This is a genomic window from Methylosinus sp. R-45379 (assembly GCF_001644125.1).
Taxonomy (GTDB): Bacteria; Pseudomonadota; Alphaproteobacteria; order Rhizobiales; family Beijerinckiaceae; genus Methylosinus.
This window is the reverse complement of record NZ_LUUM01000253.1, coordinates 1-25,065: the sequence shown is the minus strand read 5'-3', so window position 1 is coordinate 25,065 and position 25,065 is coordinate 1. Positions and strand designations below refer to the sequence as shown.

Annotated in this window: 8 protein-coding genes; 1 reads left to right on the top strand and 7 read right to left on the bottom strand. The window is 64.8% G+C overall.

The features are described from left to right. Nucleotides 1-214: 214 nt before the first annotated feature. Nucleotides 215-6,928 carry a filamentous hemagglutinin N-terminal domain-containing protein gene (locus tag A1351_RS12525; RefSeq protein ID WP_157096294.1) on the top strand — a complete coding sequence of 2,238 codons (6,714 nt, stop codon included), beginning with the start codon at nt 215-217 and terminating at the stop codon, nt 6,926-6,928. A gap of 87 nt (nt 6,929-7,015) precedes the next feature. Here A1351_RS12525 and A1351_RS12520 read toward each other — a convergent pair whose 3' ends face one another. The 7 genes from A1351_RS12520 to A1351_RS12490 form a co-directional block, all read right to left on the bottom strand. Continuing rightward, nucleotides 7,016-8,446 (bottom strand): TolC family outer membrane protein, encoded by a 1,431-nt coding sequence (locus A1351_RS12520; protein WP_083967305.1) that lies wholly within the window; start codon nt 8,444-8,446, stop codon nt 7,016-7,018. Continuing rightward, complete coding sequence (locus A1351_RS12515; RefSeq protein WP_064033144.1) at nt 8,443-9,285, bottom strand: efflux RND transporter periplasmic adaptor subunit; 843 nt, start codon at nt 9,283-9,285, stop codon at nt 8,443-8,445. Before A1351_RS12515 ends, A1351_RS12520 begins: the two co-directional genes overlap by 4 nt. A gap of 7 nt (nt 9,286-9,292) precedes the next feature. Then, nucleotides 9,293-11,209 (bottom strand): prepilin peptidase, encoded by a 1,917-nt coding sequence (locus A1351_RS12510; RefSeq protein ID WP_245291648.1) that lies wholly within the window; start codon nt 11,207-11,209, stop codon nt 9,293-9,295. A gap of 73 nt (nt 11,210-11,282) precedes the next feature. Continuing rightward, complete coding sequence (locus A1351_RS12505; RefSeq protein WP_024881768.1) at nt 11,283-13,430, bottom strand: PqqD family protein; 2,148 nt, start codon at nt 13,428-13,430, stop codon at nt 11,283-11,285. 9 nt (nt 13,431-13,439) lie between these two features. Further along, on the bottom strand, nt 13,440-15,329 hold the full coding sequence (locus A1351_RS12500) for an efflux RND transporter periplasmic adaptor subunit (RefSeq protein WP_051592417.1): 1,890 nt from the start codon (nt 15,327-15,329) through the stop codon (nt 13,440-13,442). 29 nt (nt 15,330-15,358) lie between these two features. Further along, nucleotides 15,359-15,679: a DUF3467 domain-containing protein gene (locus tag A1351_RS12495; RefSeq protein ID WP_024881766.1), complete on the bottom strand. Its 321-nt coding sequence runs from the start codon at nt 15,677-15,679 to the stop codon at nt 15,359-15,361. A 117-nt stretch (nt 15,680-15,796) separates the two neighbouring features. Next, a complete protein-coding gene (locus A1351_RS12490) occupies nt 15,797-25,003 on the bottom strand; it encodes a LamG-like jellyroll fold domain-containing protein (protein WP_210178256.1) in 9,207 nt (3,068 codons plus the stop codon). Nucleotides 25,004-25,065 lie beyond the last annotated feature (62 nt).

Sequence of the window (25,065 nt, the reverse complement as noted above, 5' to 3'; positions counted from 1 at the left end):
GTATTTCGTTTACATAACATAAGCATGGCACGGAGCGTCGGCGCCACCTTACCGCGACGACCGATTCATGGGCTCCGTCCGCAAAAAGGGCAGATCGATGCGTTTCAGCCGCAATGTGGGACGGAAGACGGAATCATGGGCGGCTGTCTCGACGTCGATATCATCGCAGCGGTCTCGCGCCGATCTGCTCGCTCTGCGCGGCGCTTTTTCCACCATGACGGCCATCGCCGCCGTTCTCGCCCTGCCGCGTTTCGCCCTGGCCAACCCGACGGGCGGCGTCGTCGTAGACGGCGCGGCGACCATCGCTTCGGCCGGCAGCGTCACCAATATCACGCAGGCGACCAATCGCGCTATCATCAACTGGCAGGGCTTCTCCATCGGCGCCGGGGAAACGGTCAATTTCCTTCAGCCGACGGCCACGTCGGTGACGCTCAACCGTGTCGTCGGCAATGAACAGAGCGTCATCTCCGGCGCGCTGAACGCCAATGGGCGCGTGTTCCTCGTCAATTCCGCCGGCATCCTTTTCGGCAAGGACGCCCAGGTGAATGTCGGCGGCCTCGTCGCCTCGACGCTCGATATCTCCAACTCGAACTTCATGGCCGGGAACTACGTCTTTTCCGGCTCATCGAACGCCGCCGTCGTCAATCAGGGCAAGATCAAAGCGAGCGAAGGCGGCTATGTCGCATTGCTCGGCAAGACCGTCTCGAACGAGGGGACGATCACCGCGAAGCTCGGGACGATCGCGCTCGCTTCCGGCGAGCAGATCACGCTGAATTTCGGTGGCGATTCTCTCGTCGATGTGACGATCGACAAAGGGACCTATGACGCTCTCGTCCAGAACAAGGGGCTGATAAAAGCCAATGGCGGCCAGGTCGTGCTGACCGCGAAAGCGGCCGACGATTTGCTCTCGGCGCAGGTCAACAATAGCGGGATCATCAAGGCGCGAACGCTCGCCGATCTGACCGGCGGCTCGTCGTCGAGCGGCGGTTCGGTGAAGGTCGGAAGGATCAAGCTGCTCGCTTCGGGCGGAACGGTGAATGTGTCCGGCAAGCTCGACGCCTCGGCGTGCAAGGGCGGCGACGGCGGAACGATCGAGACCTCCGGCAATAAGGTGACGGTTGCCGATAGCGCCGTCGTGACGACCGCCTCGACGAGCGGGGCGACAGGAAGCTGGATCATCGATCCGGACGGCTTCACGATCGGCATAGGCGGCGACATCACCGGCGCGGCGCTGACGAGCCAGCTCGCTTCGAACAATGTCACGATCCAGTCGACGAGCGGACACGGCGCCGACGGCAATATCTATGTCAATGACGCCGTCAGCTGGTCGGGCAACAGACTGACGCTAACCGCGACGAATAATGTCTTCATCGACGCTGTGATGACGGCGACGGGGACAGCTTCCTTCGCCGCCAATTATGGCGTCGGAACCAATGCCGACGGCACGCCCAAAGGGCTCTATGCCTATCAGGGCGCGACCAATGGCGTCTTCGCCGGAAGGCTCGATTTTTCCAGCGCCGGGACGTTCACGCTCAATGGCGCCAATTACACGGTCATCACCACTGTCGCCGGATTGGACGCCGTCAAAAACGACTTGGCCGGCAATTATGTGCTCGGCGCCGATCTCAGCGGCTTGAGAGCGCGCAATTGGAGCGGCCCGATCGGCGCCACGACCGCCTTCACCGGCAATTTCAACGGTCTCGGCCACTCGGTCATCTCGGCCCAGCTGACCGGCTCGGGCTTGTTCGGAACGATCGGCGCCGGAGGTCTGGTCAGCAATTTCGCCGTCGCATCGGCGTCGCTCAGCGCGGGAACGACGAGCAGCGCCGCGGCCGGCCTGCTCGCCAATGTCAACCAGGGCTCCATCGTCAACAGTTTCTCCAGCGGAAACGTGGTTCCACGGGCCGCGGCCAATCCGACAGTGACGATCGACAGCGTCGGCGGTCTCGTCGGCGTCAACTCGGGCCTCATCGCTCAGAGCTATTCGCTGGCCAATGTGGCGATAACGAGCGTCGGCGGCGGCTTGGTCGGGACGAACGAGGCCAGCGGCCGGATCATCGACAGCTCGGCGCGGGCGTTGAATCTCTCGACCAACACGCAGCTGCTCACCAATACCGCTTTCGGCGTCTCCAACCTTTCTTATGTCGGCGGTCTCGTCGGGGTGAACGCCGGAAAGATCGATCGATCCTATGCAGGCAATCAGATAAGGCTATCCAGCGCCGATACGACGTCGATCGCGGGCGGATTCGTCGGCAAGAACACGGGAACGATCGATCAGTCCTATTCCTATATGGAATATGCCGCTACGGGAAACTTCTACAGCGCGGGGCCTCGTCTCGCGGGCTTCGTCGGGCAAAACACCGGGACGATCACCAACGCCTATACGACGTCGCTCAATGGAACCAACGCATCGTCCAATTGGAGCGCCGCCTTCGCCTATCAGAACTCCGGGACGATCAGCAACGCCTATGCGACCTCCTATTCGGTCGGTGGCGCGCAGCCGCAATATGGTTTCGTCGCGGACAACACCGGCGGCGCGATCACCAACGCCTATTGGTATTCGAGCGGTTCCCCGGTAACCGACAGTTCCGCAGCAAAGAGTCTGACCGCCGCTGAGGCGCCCAGCTTCGCGAGCTACGCGGGTTTCGACGCCGCCATTTGGGCGGCTTCGAAATCCGGCTATCCCATTCTCGCAAATCTTCTGATCTACGTCAGCACAAGCACCATCCCCACCTATGGCGTCGCCACTTCGACGATAAGCACGCTGTCGCTGTCGGTGCTGGGCTTGCAGGGAGGCGGAGGGTCAGGCTTTTCGAAGGATGACGTGTCCTCGACGACCCTCAATCCCTTCACCGTCGCGACCAGCAATGGCTATGTCGACGCAGGCATGCAGGCCGCCTCGAGCGTGTTGTCATCGGTCTATAAGAACGTCAAGGGCACGGTCACGGTCAATCCGAAAGCGCTGACGATCTCTGGCGTCGTCGCCGACAAGGTCTATGACGGAACCACCTCGGCCACGCTGAACAGCGGCGTAGCGAACAGCGGGCTCATCGGTCTCATCGGCGATCAGACGCTGAATGTCGCCTATACGTCGGCGGCTTTCGCCGACAAGAACGCCGCCGTCGGCAAGACGGTGAACCTCGCCTATGCCGCGGCGGACGGCGCCAATGGCGGCAAAGCGAGCAATTACACGATCGCCAACACGACCACGGCGACAATCGGGCCGAAGCCGATCAGCGCCGCCGCCACTGGCGTGGACAAGGTCTATGACGGCGCGACAGTCGACGCCATATCTTATCAGCTGCCCGGCAAGGTCGCGGGCGACAATCTGTCCCTCTCTTATTCGACGGCGCAATTTGCCGACAAAAATGTTGGCCAGGGCAAGACGGTCGCCGTCTCCGGGCTGGCGCTGACAGGGACCGACAGCGGCAATTATATTTTGCAAAACGCGTCTCTTACGACCACCGCCAATATCACGCCTTTGGCGCTCAGCCTCTACGGGACCAAGTCGGCGGATGGGAGCGTCAGCATCGGCGCCGGCAATCTCGCTGCGATGAATGTGGTGGCGGGCGATTCGGTGAGCCTCGGCGGCTCCGCCAAAATAGCCGGCTCCGCCGCGGGCGTTCAGTCGATCACCGACGTGACCGCGCTGACCGTCAACAACCCCAATTACACTGTGGTCGGCAGCGTTGGTTCGGTCGTCGTCGGTAATCAGAGTCTCGCTCTCGATCATGTGGCGAGCGGCGCCGCCACAATTGCGACCTCCGGCAATACGACGACGATCACGCAAACGACGAATTCGGCGATCATCGACTGGTTCCGCTTCTCGATCGCGGCGGGCGAGACCGTCAATTTCGTCCAGCCTTCTGTGACCTCCGTCGTCCTCAATCGCGTGACCGGCAATGAGAAGAGCGTGATCGCCGGCGCTCTCAACGCCAATGGCCGCGTCTTCATTCTCAATTCCGCCGGCGTGCTGTTCACGGCGGGGTCCAGCGTCAATGTCGGCGCGCTCGTCGCCAGCACGCTGAGCATCAGCGACGCCAATTTCAATGCGGGCAATTATCTCTTCGTCGCCTCGAGCGGCTCCGGCTCGGTGGTGGCGGCCGGCGACATCGTCATCGTCGACGGCGGCTTTGCGGCGCTGGCGAGCAATAATGGCGTCGATCAATCGGGAACGCTGACGGCGCGCGGCGGTAAGGTCCTGCTGGCGTCGGCGAACACGCTGAGCCTGACGCTGAGCACCGCCGCCAGCGGATTGAGCAGCTATATCGTCGGCAATCTGGCGGGCAAGACCAATGTCAATGGCGCCGTCAATGTTGCAGCGGCGAGCGGCAATGGCGGACTGCTCGAGACGGCCGGCGGCAGCGTCGTCACGGGAAACAGTTTCGCGCTGAACACAGGGGTCAATGGCTCCTGGTCGTGGAGCCAGCCGGACATCATCGTCGGCGCCGGCGGGACTTTCAGCGGTCAGTTCGTCAATGGAAATCTCGCGACGCGCAATTTCGCCCTCAATGCGATCGGCGGCAGCGTCACTCTGAACGACGCCGTGAGCTGGTCGTCGAACAATTCGCTGACGCTCTCGGCGACCAATAATATCAACGTCAATGCGCCGGTCGCCACCACTGCGGATCGCGGCGCGCTGACGCTGAATGCGGGCGCGGACATCTACATCAATGACGCCGTGTCGCTGTCTGGCGCCCATGGCGCGCTGGCGATGAGCTATGGCGGCGACTATCACATCCGCAGCAAGGCCAGCTACGCAGGCGCGACGCTCGACGCCAACGGCAGTCCTATCGCCGTGAAGGATACGAGCGGCGGCGTCTATGGATCGATCAGCCTTCCGGGTGACACCGCCACTCTCGCGATCAACGGGCAGAGCTACACGCTCATCCATTCGATGGACCAGCTCGCTGCGTTGGACGACGCCACCGGCACGGCCAGCGGAAAATTCGCACTTGCGACAAACCTCGACGCTTCGCAGTGGAGCGCCGCCCAAATCGGCGCGGCTTCGGTCGTCTCGGCGATCTCTGGGACCTTCGCGGGTCTCGGCCACAGCATCGGCAATCTGACTCTGAAAGCGTCGAGCACGTCATCCGATCCCATGGGACTGATCGGCCGGGCCGGAGCGGACGGCAGCGCCTCCACCATTCGCGATGTGGGAATCGTGAATGTCGACATCAGCAGCGCATCCTCCTCCAGCGGAGGGGGAGCGCTATTGGGAACCGGCAATCTGGTGACGCTCGCTCAAGTCTACAGCACGGGGTCGATAGCCATTGCAGGTGGAGGTCTGGCTGGAGGAGTGACCGGCTCGAACGTGACCTACGCCTATTCGGATGCAAAGGTGTCGGGAGGCGGCGGCGGCTTGTTGGGAAGCGCCGGGAGCTATTTCAATACAGGCTCGACAATCTCGCATTCGCATGCGACCGGCGACGTGGACAAGGGTGGAGGAGGGCTGGTCGGCGGCGCGACCGCCACGACGATCGACTATTCCTACGCGACCGGCAATGTGAACGGCAATGACGCCGGCAGCGGCAATGGCGGCCTCATCGGCTACGCCACGACCATCGGCACAAATTCATTGAAGGTCACGAATTCTTTCGCGACCGGCAATGTGCGCGGCGGATATAATATCGGCGGACTTATCGGACAGATAAGCGGAAGCGCGCAGTCTGCAGGCGGCGATGTCATTATCGACAACACTTATGCGACCGGCAATGTGACGAGCAATTTTCCGGACGACGCGCCGCTTATCAACGGAACCGGCGGATTGATCGGAATGGTGAGCACGACAGGCGCGGGCGTAGGTATTCTCATCACCAATTCTTACGCGACCGGCGATGTGACCGGCACAGGCGCCAAAAATACCGGCGAATCCATCGGAGGCCTCGTCGGATATATATCGACTGGCGCAAGGGGCGGCGTGAGCACCATCGCCAATTCCTATGCGACCGGCAATGTCTCGACGACGGCTGGATGGTACGCAGGCGGATTGCTCGGCAGCTCTCAATCGACGAAAGCCGTCAACATCGACAAATCCTATGCGACGGGCGATGTGACCGGCGGGACCATCGCGACAGGAGGCCTCGCCGGAACCAGCGCCGGCGCCATCACCAATTCCTACGCGACGGGGAATGTCACGACGAGCGGCATTCAAGCCGGAGGACTCGTCGGATTCAACAGCGGAAATATTACTGGCTCATCGGCTTCCGGGGCGGTCACGGGGACCGGGGCCAGCACTTGGACCGGTGGGCTGGCCGGTCGCAACACAGGCGCTATCGCAGATTCATATTCACAGGGTCTCGTGCGAGGTCCTGAGGGCCTCACCGGAGGAATCTCTGGTGTTTCCTACTCGAGCGGCAGCTCCGCCGGCTCCATCACGAACAGCTTTTACGACTCCGAAAGCAACCCCGGCTTGGCGATGACGAATACGCCCGACGGCCGCTCGGCCGGCGCCGTTACCGGGGGCGGCGGATTGACGAATGCGCAGATCAAGGACGTCCCCTATTACATCAATGGAACGATCGGCAAAGTGTTGGCGGATCGGGCCGCCGCAGCAGCACAACTCGCGCAAACGCGGCAGGCGGCGACGAGCGCCGGCAATGTGGTCTCCAGAGAAGCGAGGGCGTCGTCTTCGAATGGCGCCGAGGCGTCGCGCGCCACCGCGGGCAGGGCGGCGGTAGCCGCGGCTGCCTCGGCCGATATCGACGATAATATGCAGGGTGGCGAGGCGTCGCAGACTCCGCTACCGGCTCCCCGCATGCGCGCGTCGCACGTTGCGGCGACGTCCAGCCGAGCGGCCCACAAGGTTCATGCGTCCTCGCCGGGCGCCGGCTACCGTGCGCGCATCCGCAGCATCGAGGTAGACGGCCAGCATTTCGATCTCGGCACGGACGGCAAGAACAACGCTTCGGAGCCCAAGGCGCGATAATGCTTCCCGTATCAGAAGCGTCGCTCCTCAAAATGAAGATCAGCGCGACGCTGACGACGCAGCTCGCCTCGAACAATCATTCTGGATTCACGGAATCGAAGGCGACGCGACAGCCTCCGGCGTGTCCAGGCCGATCCAAAGCTCTCGTATCTGCTCCAGATTTTTCGCCGGGTCATATCGGTCGACGTCGAGATTCAAGCTCTCGGCGGATAGGCCGCCGATCCCGGCGAGAACGGAGCAGGAGGCGACGACGCGATCGTGCTGCGCCGAGACCATTTTCACCCGAGCGTCGAATAGCGCCTGCTGCGCATTCAGCACATCGAGAAGCGTTCTTTGGCCGAATTCCGCCTCGTTGCGAATTTGCTGGAGAGCCCTCTCCGAGGATCTCACCACCGTTCCGCCGTAATGCAGCGCCGCATTTGCGGTCGCAAGACGGCTGTAGCTCGCGGCGAGCTTGGCGCGAATAGCGCTGCGCTGAGCCGAGACATGCACCTGCGCCTGACCGAGCTGCTGCTTGGCCTGCCTGACCGCGGAATATTCGGCGCCGCCATCGTATAATGGCACATTGAGCGTTCCCGTCACCTGCGCCGAAAACTGCCGTGTGCCGGGATAGCCGAGATAGGAATCATATTGCTGGAAGACCTGCCCGCCTACGGAAAGCGACGGCATGAGCGCGCCCTCGGCGACCTTCACCGCCATCGTCGCGACATCCACTTGATGAAGAGACGAGATCACCTGCGGATGCGCGGCGACGGCCCGTTCGACAGCCTGCTCGGCCGTCGTCGGCAGATCACGCTCGCAGCCTTTCGCAGGCTCGAGCCGCACGGGCGCATGGCCGATCACCTCCCTATATTCGACGACGCTCGCCCGCAAGGATTCGCGCGCCCCGACATGGTCGGCCTCGGCTTGCGCCAGCGCCGCTTCCGCCTGCGCGACATCGGCGATCGTCGCCATTCCCATTTCGGCCCGATCGCGCGCCACGCGCAGCTGCTCCATGAGAACCGCGCGATTGTGCTTGCGCAGACCGAGCGCCGCAGTGTCGCGCAGCACATCCATATAGACGGTCGCCGCATGCAGCAGCACTTCCTGCTCCGCGGCCGACAGAATCGCGCGCGCCGCGAGCACGCCGGACTCGGCCTGACGCATGGAATTATCCGAACGCCAGCCGTCGAACACCGTCAATGACAGATTCAGCGTGCCGCTGCGCGGATGGCCGAAATTCTCATCATCGGTGTAGAGGCGGTTCCTCAGCTGATCGCGGCCGCCCGGTTGACGGACGCTCGACTTTTGCGGCCCCGCGCTGAAGGACGCGCCAGCCTTCGGCCGATGCCCCGCCGCGGCTTTGGACACGTCCTCATCGCGAATCCGCACGACCGCGCGCTGTTCCTCGAGGTCCGGATTATTGGCGTAGGCCGAAGCCAGAGCGCTCTTCAACGTCTCAGAATGGCTCTCTTGCGCCACGAGCGCCAGGAAGCACGACATGAATGCGCAAAGGCGCTGCGCGCGCGCCGCGTTCATTGCGCGTCCCTCTCACGCGCCGCCTCGTCGAAATCGAGCTTGCAGCGTTGGCCGCCCGGCAGCCGATTGTCCGGATTCGGCAAAAGAAGGCGAACGCCGAATGTCGCGCTCGCCGGATCGAATACGCGATCGATCACCGAGACCGTCGCGAGATGACTCCCGCCGACGGGCTCGTCCGGCGACACCATGACGGCCTCGCCGATCTTGATCTTCGGATACATCGCCACCGGCAGGAACGCCTCGACATGCAGCGGATCGAGATGCACGACGCTCATTATGAAAGTGTCCTGATGGACGAACTCGCCCGGCGACAGCTTGCGCTCGCCGATCACCCCCGCGATAGGGCTGCGAATGGTCCTCTGCTCGAGCAGGGCGCGAGAGCGCTCGACCTCGAGCTCGGCGAGCCGCAATTCGACCTTCTCACGCGCCAGATCTTCTTCCGCGACGCGCGTATCCGCCCTCTGCTCGTCGAATTTGTCCCGCGTGAAGCTGTTGCGCGCGAGCAGCTCTCGCGCTCGGCCCATGCGCGCTCGGCTGAGCGTCAACCGCGCGGCCTGAGCCTCGACGCGCGCTGCGCTCGCAGCGCGCGCTCGGTTCAATTCGAGCGTCGCGGCTTCGACGCTCGATTCCAGCCGGGCGACCACTTGGCCCGCGACGACGACGTCTCCGCGATCGACGAGCACTTCGGACACCAATCCCGCAGTCGGGCTGCCGAGCTTGACCGTCATCGTCGGATCGATGACGCAATCGATCCGACGATTTTCGGCTCGCGCCGCACTGGCCGCCGAAGCGCCGCACATCGCCAGAGCCGCGGCGATGACGGTTCGCGCGATCGACATTCGGCGATTATTCGGCTTTTCCTGTGAAGGCGAGCGCATGATCGAGAGTCTCGTCTCTATCCAATAATTCGCGACGCATATGAGCATGAAGCCGCTCCGCGCGACGCTGCGCTGCGCGAAGAGCGAAACGCGCAGGCCATGACCAGCCGGCTCGAATCATTACGTACATTAGGTACCGTTCGAAGGGTAAAGCGTTGGTGTCCGTCAGGCCGTCCTCGAGCGATAAGAACGATTGGAAGCAACCCGGCTGCCCTTGCCGCGCGCATCGTCCAGCGAGCTGTCGATCGATTCTGCGCGCGTCGTGGAGCTCCGACATTATGACGTGCAATCCGCCCAATTCGCTCACATCGTCGTCGAGCTTGATGTCGGTCCCGCGGCCAGCCATGTTCGTCGCGACGGTGATGCGGCCGCGCCGCCCGGCGGCGGCCACGATCTCCGCCTCGGCGGCGTCCTGCGCGGCGTTGAGAACGACATGCGCCAAATCCGCCGCAGCGAGACTTTCGCTCGCTCTGCGCGACGAAGCGACGGACCTTGCGCCGAGCAGAACCGGCGCGCCCCGCCGATGATGCTCCGCGATCGTCTCCACAATGGCGCGCCATTTTTCCGACTCTGTCGCGACAATGCGATCTCGAAGCAGCTCGCGTCGCGAGGGCTTGTTGCTCGGCACGCGCGCGACGGCGAGCCGATAGACGCTCCAGAGCTCGCCCGCGACCTCGGCGGCCGTGCCCGTCATTCCAGCGAGCCGCTGATAGCGTCGGAAGAAGCGCTGATAGGTCATTCTGGCGATCGTGGCGCGCACGCCAGAAATTGCGCATCCTTCCTTGACCTCGATCATCTGATGGAGCCCATCGCTCCAGAAGCGGTCGGCCATGACGCGTCCGGTATGCTCGTCCACGATCTCCACTTTCCCGCCGCGCACGATATAATGCTCGTCGCGGTGGAAGAGGCGCATCGCCGTGATCGCCTGAACCGCCCATTCCTCGCGCTGCGCCGTCATGCGCCAACGGCTTCCGAGCGGCTGCGCGAATTCGGCGAGCAGCGCGCGGCCTGCGGCGGTCAGCTCGACCCGACGCTCGTCGAGACGGAGCAGAAAATCACGCCCCTCGCTCATCCGCTCCGCGATCTCGAGCGCTCGAACGAAATCCTCTTGCTCGGATGTCGATGGCAGTTCTCGCGAGAGAATGAGCGGCGTGCGCGCCTCGTCGATCAGTATGCTGTCCGCCTCATCGACGATCGCAAAATGAAGTCCTCGCAACAAGAGATCACGCCCCTGCGTCGCCGGAGCAGCGAGAGTCTCGAATTTGCGCCGAAGATCGCCGCTCCTCCGCCCGAGCGCCAAACGATCACGCAAATAGTCGAAGGCGAGGGTCTTATTCGTGCAATAAGCGATGTCGCAGGCGTAGGCCGCCATTTTTTGCTCGGGCGCCATCTCCTGCGTGACGACGCCGACGCGCAGTCCGAGAAACTCGTAAAGCGGCCGCATCAGATCGGCGTCGCGTCGCGCGAGATAGTCGTTCACGGTGACGACATGAGTCGGGACGCCGGCCAGCGCCGCGGTCGCAGCCGCCAATGTCGCCGTGAGCGTTTTGCCTTCGCCAGTGTCCATCTCGGCGACCATCCCGCCGAGGAGAATATCGCCGCCGATCAGCTGTACGTCGAAATGTCGCATTCCCAGCACGCGATCCGAAGCCTCGCGGATCACCGCGAATGCTTCCGCGATCGCCTTCGGGTCGCGCGCGCGACAGCGATACAGCGTTTCGCGCAGCGCTCGGCCACGCAGGCGCAGCTCGGCGTCGGACAGCGCGCGCAGCTCCGCCTCATGCTGGGCGACACGTTCCACAATGCCGCCGGCGCCGCGCCCCGCGAGCCATCCGATCGCCGGCGCAAATCGCGCCACCGCCGCTTCCGCCATGCGTTCGAGCACACCGGATCGGGGCCAGCGGCGCTCGGGATAGATCCGCGGTCGCGGCAGGGGAGGGCGCGCCTGCGCCGGCGCGTCAGACACCGAACTGCCTCAACAGCAATTGGCGCGCGGCGCGCCAGAGGCGCCAGGCGACCGGCTCGGCGCCGTGATCGAAACGCACATAGACACGCTCGCCTATGTTCATCCGCTCCTCTTGCGGCGCGACATGAAGGTCGAGATGGAACTGCGTTTCGAGCGCGCGCGGCGCATCGGTCTTGGTCGGATCGATCGCAATGTCGCCGCCGCCGCGCTTGCTGAGCGCGAGACTCGGCAATTCGTCCAGGGCCGCCGGCGCCTCGCGCGCGACGACGGCGGGAATCACGCGATCGACGCGGCCGACGAAGCGGATCTCCACCTTCATCGTTCGGCTGCGCGCGAGATCAATGTCCGATTGCGGAACCACGACGCGCACGACCGGGTCGCCTTCCGCGATGACATAGCCGAGAAGATCGCCCTTCTTCAGAAATTTTCCGGGAAGATCCGATGCGCGCGGCAAGATGAGACGGCCGGAATTCTCGGCAAGGATCGAAAGATCGGCCATGCGTCGCCGGTTCAGCGCCAAGGCTCCTTCGAGGCGACGCAGCTCCTCGCGAAAAATATTGGCCTGCACGAGATCGGAGTTGGCGACGGCTTCGAGCCGCAGGCGATAGGCCTCCGTCTGCGCCTCCAGCACAGCGGTCTCGCCGGCGAGGGTCGGGTCCGCCAGCGTCGCGACGCGGGTTCCGGCTTCGACATAGAGATCCTCGGCGAGAAGCGCGTCGATCACCTCGCCGTCGGCGCGCACGCGAAGCGTGGACTTCTCCGGGGCGACGACGACGCCCTGGGCCATGGTCGCATAAGGGACGGGAACAATAGTGGCGAGGACGACGAGCGCCGCCGTCGCCAGACCGGAGACGAGGATCGCTCGTCCGCGCACGCTCCGCAGCTGCGGATCGGTGAGGAGGCGATTGAAGCCCTTCGCGAGCGGCAGCGCGACGCCGGTCACGATTCCCCAGAGCGCGAGCAGAATGCCGAGGATGAAGAATCGCGAGCCGATGAAGAGCGCGATGCCGAAGGTCACTGTCATGCGGTAGAGGAAGGAGGCCGCCGCATAGGCGAGAAGCCAGCGCGCCTCGCCCGGCGAGGTCGCCGGCGATGGAAGATGCGCGAGGCCGAAAGCGTAACGCTGCAGCAGATAGAGCGCATAGGCGTTGGCGCGCGCGCCGAGATTGGGAATCTCGATCAGATCGGCGAGAATATAATAGCCGTCGAACCGCAGCAGCGGATTGCCGTTGACGAGCAATGTCGAGGCGCTGCCGATCAGCATGACGTCGAACGCAGCGGCCCGCACGAAACCTTTCTCGACGAGCGCCCACACCATCATCGCCACGGCCGCGAGGAACATTTCGACCATGATTCCCGCCGCGCCGACGATGATCCGGCGCCGCTTTTCCTGAAATGCGGCCGAGGCGGAGGCGTCGACATAGGGGACCGGCATCAGCACGAGCAGCATGACGCCGAGCTCGTGGACCTCGCCGCCCCAGCGCGCCGTCGCCATGCCATGACCGATCTCATGCAGCGCTTTGACGAGCGGATAGACCAGCAGCAGAAGAACGATGTTCTCCGAGGACAGGACGCGATCGGCGACATTATGCGTGAGCGCGGTCCATCGCATGCCGGCGAGCGCGAGCCCGATGGCGATCGTCGCGAGCCAGAAGCCGAAGCCCCACCAGCTGAACAAGAGTCTGCCGAGCGGCGCCGTCGCGGCGAGGAAGCGCTCGGGATCGATCAGCGGAATGCGGATCGCCAGCGGATTGCGAATATTCTGCACGAAGCTTCGGCGACTGTGCCGATCCGCCCGATGCGCCAATTCTTCCATGTCCGGCGGAACGTCGCCGATCAGCAGATCCGCGGCGTGGACCTGGGCGAGAAGACGAATGGTTTCGTCCTGCGTCGGCTGATCGTCGCCATAGCGCTCGCCCATCATCTCCCAAATCTGGTCGATGGTGCGGCGACCGTCCATCAGGCAGACGATATGATGCGCCAAAGGCGAGAGCCGGTGAAACTGCCCATTCTGCCGATCCTGCAGAACGTACCACAGCTGGCCTCTATGGCGCTGGCGATGGATTCGCGCATGCGAGCGCAATCGCGGCTTGAGGTCGGCGACGCGATACCAGGAGGAGCTGCGCAGCGGCGCGACCATGCGGCGCTCCTAATCCAGCCATCGCCATGACCAGATCTTCAGCCAATCGACCAGCGATCGGGTCCAGATCCAGCCTATGCGTCTTCGGCCCGCCTCCACTTTTCCGACGCCTCTCATGCCGGGCCGCAGCTTCGGCGAGCTCGCCCGTAGCGCGGCCTCGATGCGGAACGTATTCGCGCCTTCATCGGCCTTTGCGACAGGGGTGATTTTTTCGACGATGAGCGGAAACGTCTCGTTGGGGAGCGCCGCGATCAGCAATTCGCCGGGCGCCCCTTTCACGATCTCGTTCACCTGCGATTCGTCGACATCCAGAACGACCCGCCAATCATCGAGCGGAGCGATCTCGAACAGAAGCTGACCGCGTTGCACCGCGGCTCCGACAGACTGGCTGAGGTCGCCGGAGACGACGAGGCCGTCGAAAGGCGCCCGCAATTTCGTTCGCGCGAGCTGCTCGTCGGCGAGCTTGATCTGCGCCTCGGACTCCTGCATCTCGGCGCCGAGCACGCGCGCATCGGCGCGATTGCGCGCTCCGCCGGCGCGCTCGAATTCATATTGCTTCTTCTGTCTCTCCGTGACCCAGCGCAAGCGCTCGAGCGCGAATTCACGATCGTCGAGCGTCGCCAGCACCTCTCCGCCGCGAACCACGTCGCCGGCGCGCACATGCGCTTCCTCGATGAACCCGTTGAAGGGCGCGACGATCGCGCGCTGCACCCGGCCCTCGATCACGGCGTTGGCGTTCACGCGGTAGACGTCCGTCACGAGATAGAAAAGCATGGTGGACGCGATCAGCGCGAGGGCGACGAGCTTGCGTCCGACATGACCCGGCCCGACGAGATCATGCGCCTGCGCGCGAAGCGATTCCCACGCCCTGACGATCAGCCAGCGGTCATCGCGGCGGCGAATGTCGAGCACGGGACCGAGAGCGGAGGCGAGACATTCGAGAAAAGCGATTTCGTCCGGCTGAAACGGCCGGTCCTTGCCGCGCTCGAAGCTCAAGGCCCCGATGAATTGGTCCTTGGCGAACATTGGCGTCGTCAGAATGGCGGCGCAGCCATGCGCCTCCGCCAATTCGGCATGCGCGCGGACAATCGTCGATTCGTCCGGGTGCGGAGGATAGAGGACGATTGCGTGCTGATCGACCGCCTCGTTCATCGCGCCGTTCAAGAGCCGAACGAGATTGAGGTCTTTTCCGAAATGAGCGCTGTGGGAGATCGCGACGACGCGCACGCCCGACTCTTGCGCGAAGCCGACGCTCACGCGTTCGCAAGCATAGAGCGACGCGAGCTCGGTGACGCAGGCGCGACAGGCGGGCGAGAAGCCCTCCTCCTCGAGCGCCACGGCGAGCATGTCGAGAACTCCGGTCACGCGGCGCAGCCGATGCGTCGCCTCCGCGGCGGCGTCCATGCGCAGACGTTCGCGGACCCGGGCGACGCCCCATTGCAGCTGCCGCGCCGCGAGCCGCGCTTGCGCTGGGCCGTCGCCATGGATCTCGATGGCGGCGGCGCCGAGCACTTTATCGTCGATGATGATCGGATAGGCGATTTGCGCGACCGGCGACGGCGCGCCGGAGTCGAGGGTGGGCTTGTGCGCCACGCCGCGACGTTGCGCGACAGCGAGGTCGATCGTCGAATGAAGGCGCGAGACGGCGTCGACGCCTTCCGGCCATGAGGCGATCTTGCGATTGCCGCTATGATCCCGCAGGGCGATCGCGCCGCAGAACGCGGAGGCGATCATTCCGCATTGCAGCGCCAGCCATGCGGCGAGAACAGCATCCAGATCGGCCGCGTCGTCCAGGCGCTTCCACAGCGCCTGCTCGAGGACGGAGACGCGCTCCTCGTCGAGGAGCCGCGTTCTTTCGGGGGGCCGCAGACCGCCGCCCCCCTCTGTGCTCGCAAGCATTGTCACGCGTCACCGCCGCTGCGGCGCGCTCAGCGCCCGTCGATTTTCAACGCGCCGTGACGGCTCTCATATTCCTTGAGAACGCCGGCCAGCGCGACGCTGAGGCGCTTGGCCGCATGAGGGCTGAGGATGACGCGATCGGTCAATTCGACATGCACCTGACGTTCGTTGCCGATGTTCCAGGTCTTATTGGTGCCGAAGAACAGATCCACCTGCTCGAGCGTGCTCTGAATGTTCACGACATTGGCGAAATGCGTGACCATGTTGCGGTCGTCCCAGAGCACCGCCGACTGGCGGACGCCGTCTGCAATATCGGCGGCGGGCTGCACATTCGACTCGACCTGATCCATAACCACCACTCCGTTTTGAAAACGAGCACGCTCTACTTCATGCTTCTAAAGCGCAGGTCACGATTCGCATCATTGTATGACGGTCATATTACATCGCTGCGCGTCCCTCCCACGCCGCTACCAATCGAACCGCCAGCCATCGCCCGCCAGCGCGTGTCCGTCGTGATCGGCGTGATTGCGCTTGTGCTCGGCTTCGAACCACAGCCAATCGTCGAGGTCCGAGCAATGGGGAGCAGGGGCGGGCGGCGGCGGGGGAACGAAAGTGATGGGAACATCGACGCTCGCCACGCCGAAGGCCCCCGCGACGGCGGCCTGCTGGATTTGATTGGCGGTGAGCGCTTGCCCGAAGAAGGCGACCTCGTCGATATGGCCGTCGAAGGACTTGGTGATCTTCAGCTTGGAGAGATCGCTCGCCGCCCCGACATTGGCCTCGTCTGAGCCGCCGATCACAATCGCGGATTCGTTCGTGGTCAGACCGCCGGCATAGGCGTTCGAGCCGACGAGCGCGCCATCGAGATAGAGCTTCATCCCGCCGGCGCCGAAGGTGAAAGCGAGATTGCGCCACGCCCCGGCGGCCACCGTCGTCGACGAGCGGATCGAGTAGACGCCGCTCGGCCCTTCCATTTGCACGACCAGATGATTTCCATCGAGGCCGATCGTCAGCCCGCCGCCGAGGCCGGCGCCGTCCTTGGCGAATAGCGTCTGTTGTCCGAAGGTCGAGCGCGCATCGAACCAGAAGGTGATCGCGCCATTGGCGACGGCGAAAGCCGGATCATTGGCGACCGCCACATATTCGCGGCTGGAGTCGTGGAAGTCGGCCGACATTCCCGCGCCGAAGGGCGCGATCGTCGTCGATGGGCCGGCGTCGTCACGGTCGGGCTGGCCGTTGGCGTAGAACACGCCGTTGTGCGCAGCGCCGGCGCTGTCCGCGACGGTAGAGCCGGCGCCGTCGAAAGTCCAATAGGCGATCGGCGTCAGCAATTGCTGATCGACTGTCACCTGCACGCCGGACTGCACGAGCAGCTGCGCGCTGCTGTTGTGGTAGACGTCGTAGAGGACATTGCCGATCGTGCGCTGGCCGATATCGCCCCAGGCGCCGGAAAGATGCAGCGGCTGGCCGCCGTCGCCGAGCACGACCAGCTGGCCATTGCCGGCGAGAGACTGCACATCGGCGGCGCTCAGCGTCGCGGGGTTGGCGCCGCCGAGCACATAGGCCGACGTTCCATCGCCGAAGACGAGACGCTCGACGCCTTCCAGCTGATCCGTGCCGTCGATCGTTGGCCCGGCCGCGCCTTCGGCGATCAGCTTTTGCGCGCCCTCCTTCATCAGCCGACGAACGAAGGCTTGATCGACGGAGCCGCTAAATATCGCCACCTCGTCGATGAGCCCGCCGAAGGCGTTGGTCGCGCGCTGCTTGGCGAGATCGCCGGAGGCGTCGGAATTGCTGGCGTTGGAGCCGCCGATCACAATGGCTTCATGATTGCCGGCGAGGCCGCCGGTGTAGGAATCCTCGCCGACGAGCACGCCATTGAGATAGAGCTTCATCCCGCTTTGGCCGAAAGTGAAGGCGATCTGGTTCCACGAGCCGGCGGAGACGATATTGAGCGTCTCGACGACATGGCCGTCGAGCCTCGCCTCGAGACGCTGCCCGACGAGGCTGATGGTGAGGCCGTCCTCGGCGCGCACGTCGTTCTTCGAGAACAAGGTCTGCGTTCCCGACGTGCCGCTCGCGTCGAACCAGAGCTGGATCGCGCCATTGTCGAGCGCGAAATCGTCGGAATTGGCGACGGCGATATAGCCGCGCGGGTCCTTGTGGAACGCCGCCGATGTTCCCGCGCCGAAGGGCGCCACGCTCGCGGAAGGCCCGGCGTTGCCGAGATCGGAGGCGAGCTTCGTCACGAAGGTGGCGTTCTGCGGCGCGCCGGCGCTATCCGCCAGCGTGGTAGAGCCGCGCGCCTCATCGAGCGACCAATAGGCGACGCCTTGCGGCAGCGCCGGACGCGTGTCGGCGACTTGAAGCGCGCCGCCGACGAAGGACAGCTGATAATCCGAAAGCGCGCCGCTGAGACCAGAGCCGGCGCTCGCCAGCCGCGGACCGGAGACGACGAGACGGCGGATCTGATCGCCGTTCAGCGCCTGGCCGAACACCGCCACCTCGTCGATGGAGCCGCGGAACGCCTTGGAGATCGTCAGCTTGGAGAGATCGCCGGTCTGGTTCTTGTTCGTTTCGTCCGAGGCGCCGATCACGATCGCCTGGCGATTATTCGCGAGGCCGCCGCTGTAGGAATTGGCGTCGACCAGCGCGCCGTCGATGTAGAGCTTCATGCCGTCGGCGCCGAAGCTGAAGGCGAGCTGACGCCAGCCGCAGCCGATATCGTCGCAGCTCGTCACCGTATAGGACGTCGTCCCCGTCTCGAGCCGCGCATAGACGCGGCCGTCGGCGACGCCGATGGTGAGATCGCCCTCATTATTGCCATAGCCGTTCTTGGCGAACAGCACCTGATCGCCGTGCGCGCCGTCGGCTTCGAACTGGAAGGCGATCGTTCCATCCGCCGAATGCAGCGCGGCGTCGTCGGCGACCGCCACATATTGCCGCGCATCGCCATGGAAGCTCGCACCGGCGCCGGCGTCGTCCGATCCGTGCAGGGACGCGCCGTAGAAGGTTCCGTTCTGCGGCGTTCCGACCGAGTCGGCGACGACGCCATTCGTAACCTTGTCGAAGGACCAATAAGCGGTCGGCTGCACGATCGGCATGGAGACCGTGTCGATTCCTTCGCCGCCGTCTATGAGATCGTCGCCGCCGCCGCCGACGATGTAATCGGCGCCGTCGCCGCCCAGAATGACGTCGCTGGCGACGCCGCCGATCAGCGTGTCGTCGCCGAGGCCGCCGAGCAGCGCCGACGGACCCGAGCCCGCGCGAACCGTATCATTGCCGTCGCCGGCCTTCACGGTCAGCGGCGCATCGACGCTCGCATCGACAGTCACAATGTCGTTTCCGCCGCCTGTGGCGATGAGGATGGATTTCACATCGGCCGCAGCGAAGGTCTTGATCACATTCTGCCCGATGATCGGCAGGAAGCTCGCATAGACCTCGATCGTCGCGCCATTGGGATCATTGGCGCCGCGCGCGCCCTTCTGCATCGCATCCATCACCTGCTGATCGCTCAGCTGGCGGCCATAGACGGAGACCTCGTCTATGTGACCGGAGAAAGGATCGCTGATGGTCAGCTTGGAGAGATTGCCGGAGGTGTTGCGATTGTCGGCGTTGGACGCGCCGATGACGATCGCCTCGTGATTGCCCTGCAATCCGCCCGTATAGGAGTTCTCGCCGACGAGCGCGCCATCGAGATAGAGCTTCATGCCGGCTTCGCCGAAGGTGAAGGCGACATTGTGCCAATCGCCGCAAGTGACGTCGTCGCAGCCCTCGACGCGGTAGACACTCAGCCGCCCGGTCGCATCGACGCCCTCGAGCTCGGCGAACAGCGTCCCATGATCGACGCCGATCGTCAGCTGGCCGGCGCCGAGGCCGCTCTTGCTCTTCGAGAACAAGACCTGCGTGTCGCCCCAGCCATGATCCTGATCACTGGCGTCGAACCAGAGCTGCACCGCGCCGCTCGCGAGATTGAAGACCGCATCGTCGGCGACGGCGACATATTCCTTCTTGTCGTCGTGGAACTCGATCGAATTGGCCGCGCCGAAAGGCGCGAAAGCGGCGGACGGCCCCGGATCGGCGCGGTCCGGCGCGCGATCCGTATAGAGCGTTCCATTCTGCGGCGTTCCGGCGCTGTCGGCGACGGCGGTACCGCTGGTCTCGTTGAAGTTCCAATAAGCGACCGGCTCGAGCGGCTTGCGCACGATCACCGTGTCATCTTGTGGCGTGCCGGCGATGCGCAGCACGCCGTCGAGCAAAGCGACGCCGGTGAGCCGCGCCTCGGTGGTCGCGGTGGCGACACCGAGATCATCATCGGAAAGATGCGCCGAGATCGTCCAGAAGCCCGGATCGCGATAATTATGCGTCAGCTGGAAGTCGCGCGTTCCGGCGGCATAGGCGAGCGTCTCGGCCGCCGTCCCATCGCCCCAATCGACGATGAGCGTATAGCTGTCCTGCGTTCCCGGATCGGCGAAGACGCCCGTGAGCACGACCGGCTCGCCCGGCAGCACATTGCCGACCTCCGCCGCATTATTGGTGAAGGTCGTGAAGACCGGCGCGACATTCGCCACAGTGACCGCCGCGCTGATCGTCGCCGAGGCGCCATCCTTGTCGGAGAGCGTCAGATCGATGCGATAATCATCGGCCGCGGTTCCCGTCGGATTGTCGTCGAGATAGCGATGCGTCGCCGTGAATGTATGGCTCGCCTCGTCGATCGTCAGCGCAGAGGCGCCGCCGTCGCCCCAGACCACAGCGCCCGAATGCGTGTCGAGGACGCCGGCGTCGGCGAAGCGACCCAGCAAGGTCACGGTCCCATTCTCGTCGATGGTGAGGCTGGAAGCGAGCGCGCCGCCGATCGTCTGCTTTTGCGCGGCGACGCCGTTCAGCGTGAGATCGGCGATGATCGGCGCCGCATTCGTCACGATGACAGCGGCGGTCGAGACATTGCTCGGCGCCCCGGCATCGTCGGTCACGATCGCGGAGATCGTGTAGTTCGCGCCGGCGGCCGGATTGTCGAGATAGACATGGGTCGCGGTGAAGGCGCGATTGACCGCATCGACGATAATCGTCGCGCCGGCGCCCGCGCTCGCGGAGCTCGAGCCATCGCCCCAATCGATCGCAACCGTATGGAGATCGAGCGGCCCCGCATCTGTGTAGACGCCGGAGACGGTGACGGAGGAGCCCTCTTGCGATGCGCTCGGAACCACAGTCAGAACGCCCACGACAGGCGCGACATTATCGACCTTCAGGCTGACGACCGTCGGGGCGCTGGCGCCCTGATCCTTGTCGACGATATTGGTCGTGATCGTATAGACGCCGTCCTGAACATAGCGATGGGCGACGTCGAAATTGAGCGCGCCGGCGGCAAGATCGACGATCTCGCTCTGCCCATCGCCCCAGGCGACATTCAGCCGGAAGCTGTCGAGCGTTCCCGGATCGACGATGCGGCCACTCAGCCGTGCGAACGCGTTCTCGGCGATCTCGGCCGACCCCGGCCCCGCGGCCGGCGCGACGGCGACATTTTGCAGCGTCGGCGCCACATTGAGCACGGTGACGTTTTTGTCGGCGGCGACATAGGCGCCGTCATTGTCGGTCGCGCCGGTCTTGATCGTATAGGCGCCATTGTCCGCGTAGCTATGCGTCGCGACGACATTGCCATTGGCGGCGGCCGCGTCGATCAGAATGTGATCCTGCGCGCCATCGCCCCAATTCACATCCCACCATTTGATCTTATCGGCGCCCGGATCGGTCGCGGACAGCGACAGGCTATACACGGCGCCTTCATCCGCCGTCGCGGCTCCGGCGACAGTCAGCGTCGGCGCGACCTCATTGATCGTGATCGTCGTATAGGCGTCGGCGACGCCGCCATCCTTGTCGACGATCTGGCCATGAACGAGCAGCGCGCCGCTCTGCCGCAAATATTGGCCGGGAACCGTCGCCGGCCCCGCGCCCTGCACGAGATCGAAAGTTCCATTATTGTCGAAGTCGTAGCGATAGGTCAGCGACGCGGCGTCCACCGGCGACGGATCGGTCACGCCGGAGAATGTCACTGTCGCGGAGGCGGCGCCTTCGCTCACCGGGCCGCTATTGACGAAGGTGGCGAAGCTCGGCGGCGCATTGTCCACCGTCACGCCGACCGCCTTGGAGATCGTCGTCGGCGTCGCCGAGCCGATCGTCGCATAGCCGACGATCACATGCGGATTGGAATAGACGCCGCTGTCATTGACGCCGAGCGCCGTCAGCTCGCTCCAGGAGAAGCTCGCCGTCGCGCCGCTCTTGTCGATCGTCCCATCATTATTGATGTCCCAACCATAGGAGAGCGGCGCGCCGGTCGCTTGCGCGGTCAGCGTGAGCGACTGGCCCTCCGCGATGCGATAGGGGCCGCCCGTATCGATATTATTCGCCGTGACACCCACTGTCACCGCATAGGCGGCGGAGGTCGCTCCGGTCGGAGTCGTATCCTTGTCCACCGCCGTGGCGCGGATCGCGACATTGCCCGGCGCGGCATAGACATGGCTCGCCTGCGTGGCGTCGGCGCCGAAAGTCTCGACGGCCGAACCATCGCCCCAATCGACGCGCCATTCGAGAACGCGATCGATCGGCGAAGGATCGGTCGCCGTGAAGCCGATGGTGAAGGGCGCTCCGACCGTCGCCGAATGCGCTCCGGAAACGGCGACCGCCGGCGGCGTGTCGGCGATCTGGATTTTCGAAACGGCCGTGGTGGAGAGACCGTCGGAATTGGTCGCGCGCACCGCGATCGTATAGAGGCCATTGTCGGCGAGGCCGAGATCGACGAGGCGATCCCAGGGAAGCGTCACGCGATAGACGCCGCCGCCGAGAGCCGTTCCGATCACTTCGCCGAACTGTCCGTCGCCGTCTATGTCGAAAGCGACCGGACCGGACAGCGAATTGGTCGAGCCCAGCGCCTGCACATTGGCGGTCAGCGTCACGCCCGAACCTTCCGAGGTCGAATAGCTCGGCGCGGAGAAGGACACGATCGGCGACGACAGAACCGTCAGCCCCTCGAATGTGTCATAGGCGACCGCGCCCTTGCCGGCGAGGCTGATCGAGCCATTGGTCTGCGGGATCGGCAGGCCGGCGACTCCGCCGACGAGTATGGAGGCGTTCGGATCCTGCGGATCGACGATCAGCGTGTCGCCGGGCAGCGCGCCGGGCGCGTCGCCATGCAGCGTCGTCACCGCGTCGGAGGGCAGGTTGGGAAGCGAGACGCGCACAATGTCCGGGTCGGCGTCGCCGGAGACTGTCGTATGCGCCGCGGCGGCCACCTTCTCGATCGTGATCACATCGGAGCCGGCGTCGCCGTTGATCGTCGTCGTCGCGCCTGCGCCCGTGTTCTGCACATCGATCGCGTCGGCGTCCGCGCCGCCATGAATGGCGAGCGTGTCGGCCGCCGTCTTGGCGTTGACGACGCGCAGATCGAGACTGTCCGCGCCGGCGCCGAGATCGACGCTGGTCGCGCCGCGATAATCGGCGACGACGACATGGTCGGAGCCTTCGCCCGTATTCACCTTGGTCGCGCCGACGATCGCCGGCGGCGCGGAGACGAGCGACACAGTGTCGTCGCCGACGCCCGTGGTGACGCCGATCGACTCTATATCCGTGTGCTCCGTCGTGAATGCGATCGGCGGCGCCTTGGGCGAGAGATCGACATTGAATGTGGCGAGGCCGCCCTGCTGCGTCGTCGAGCCGAGGCTGCCGACATAGGCGGTGAGCGTGGAGCCGTTCTGCGGCCCGAGGATCAGAGAGGTGGGAGTCAGCAGGCCACGCACGCCGCCGACCGCATCGCGCACGACTTGGACGAAGCCGAGCGCGCCCGTCTGCTGATCGCGCTGGAACACGGAGATGTCATTGGCTCCGCGCGCCGTCACCAGCACATATTGGCCATCGGCGGTGACGGCGACGTCGGTCGGCGCGTCGAGCCCGCGCACGCCATCGGCGCCATTGCGCAGAGTCTCGACGAAGACGAGCGGCTGCGTCGTGGAGCTCGTGACCTCAAAGACGGAGAGCGCATTGCCGCTCTGGCTCGTCACATAGACGAAGCCGCCGTCCGGGCTCACCGCCACATCGGAAGCGCCGACGAGTCCATTGGTCGCGCCTGCGAGAGTCTGAGAGGCGCCGGTCGTCGCATTCGCCGCAGTGAGGCTGCCGGTCGAAGCGTTCACCGAATAGGTGAAGCCATTCTGCGCGATCGTTTCCGTCGCGGCGCTGCTCGCGCCGGACTCGGTCGAGATCAAGGTGAGCGCGCCGGTCGTCGTGTTCAGCGAATAGCTGCGCAGGCCGGCCGAACCCGTCGTCGTCAGCACTCGAGTGGCGGCGTCATAGCGCATCGAGTCGTAATAGGAGCCGCCATCCGATTGCGATTTCGCGAAGGAAAGATCGCCGGTCGCCGAGGCGAGCTTGAAGGTCGCGAGCCTGCCGGTCGTCGCGCTCTCGGTGATAACGAAACCATCGGTTCCAGTGACGAGCACATTGGAGACGCTCGAGAGGCCGGAGACGTTGTTCTGCGCCTCCTTGAACAATTGGCGCTGCGATCCATCGTCCGCGTTCACGACGACGAGCGAGCTGGTCGCGGTCGAGACGCCGAAGATGTGATTGGCGCCCGGATCGGCCGCTATGGCGTCGAAGCCGGTGAGCTGCGCGACGGTCGGCGCGGAGGGGCGCGCAATGGAGAGATATTGGACATTGCCGCCGAGCGACAGCGTATTGCCGGTGAGCGTCGTCGCGCCGGAGGCGTTCACGCCGATCGACGCCGTGAATGTATGATTATGCGCGCTGCCTTCCGGAACCAGCGTCGCCCACACCTGGCCCGGAGCGAGGCTCGTCAGCGCCTGATCGGCGCCGACGCCATTGGTCTTCAGCGCTTGCGCCGTGGCGCCGTCGATGCTGAGCGTCGGATTGGCGACATTGATCGTCGACACATTGGCGACGATCAGCAGATCATAGCCCGTGTAATCCTGGTTCAGCGCGCCGACGCCCTTGTCGAGCAGCATGACCGCGAGCAGAGCGTCCGCAGGCGCGTGATCGAGCTGCGGCGTCGTAGTGTTGAAGTCGATCGAGGCGGCGTCGAGCCCAGAGACGACGCCATATATGTCCGCGCCGCCCGCGAGGCCGACGATGGTCGGCGTCTGCGGCGCGCCCGCGATATAAGAGTTCGACTGACGCGGGCCGGTGAAATGCTCGACATTCGGATCGGTCGCCGCAAAGGCCGACTGGCCGCCATTGCCGGACACCGCGCCGCCGCTCGAGAATGTGAGCGAGGTGTTGCTGCCCAGAATGAAGCGTCCCTCGCCGCCCTTTGGCGCGCTTCCGCCGCCGACGCCGCCCGAGGTCGTGACGGAGGTCTTCAGCGTCGCGCCGCCCGAGGTGAGATCGCTGGCGTAGAGCTTGATCGCGCCGCCGGAGCCGCCGGCGCCATCGCCGCCGTCGCCGCCCGGGCCGCCCGCGCCGCCGGAGCCGCCATTGCCGCCGTGATGGGCGTCGGAATCGTCGCCGCCGCCGCTTCCGCTCGACGTCGGTCCGTAATTCGGATCGGGGTTCTGGCCGACGCCGCCGGTCGCGCCCGCGCCGCCGACCGCCGCGAAGGCGTCGCTATTGCCGACGCGGATCTGACCTTGCGCGACCAGCTGGAAGGCGCCGCCGCCCGCGCCGCCCATGCCGCCCGCGGCGCCGTAGCCGCCGACTCCGCCGCCGCCGCCGCCATCGCCGCCGCCGCCGC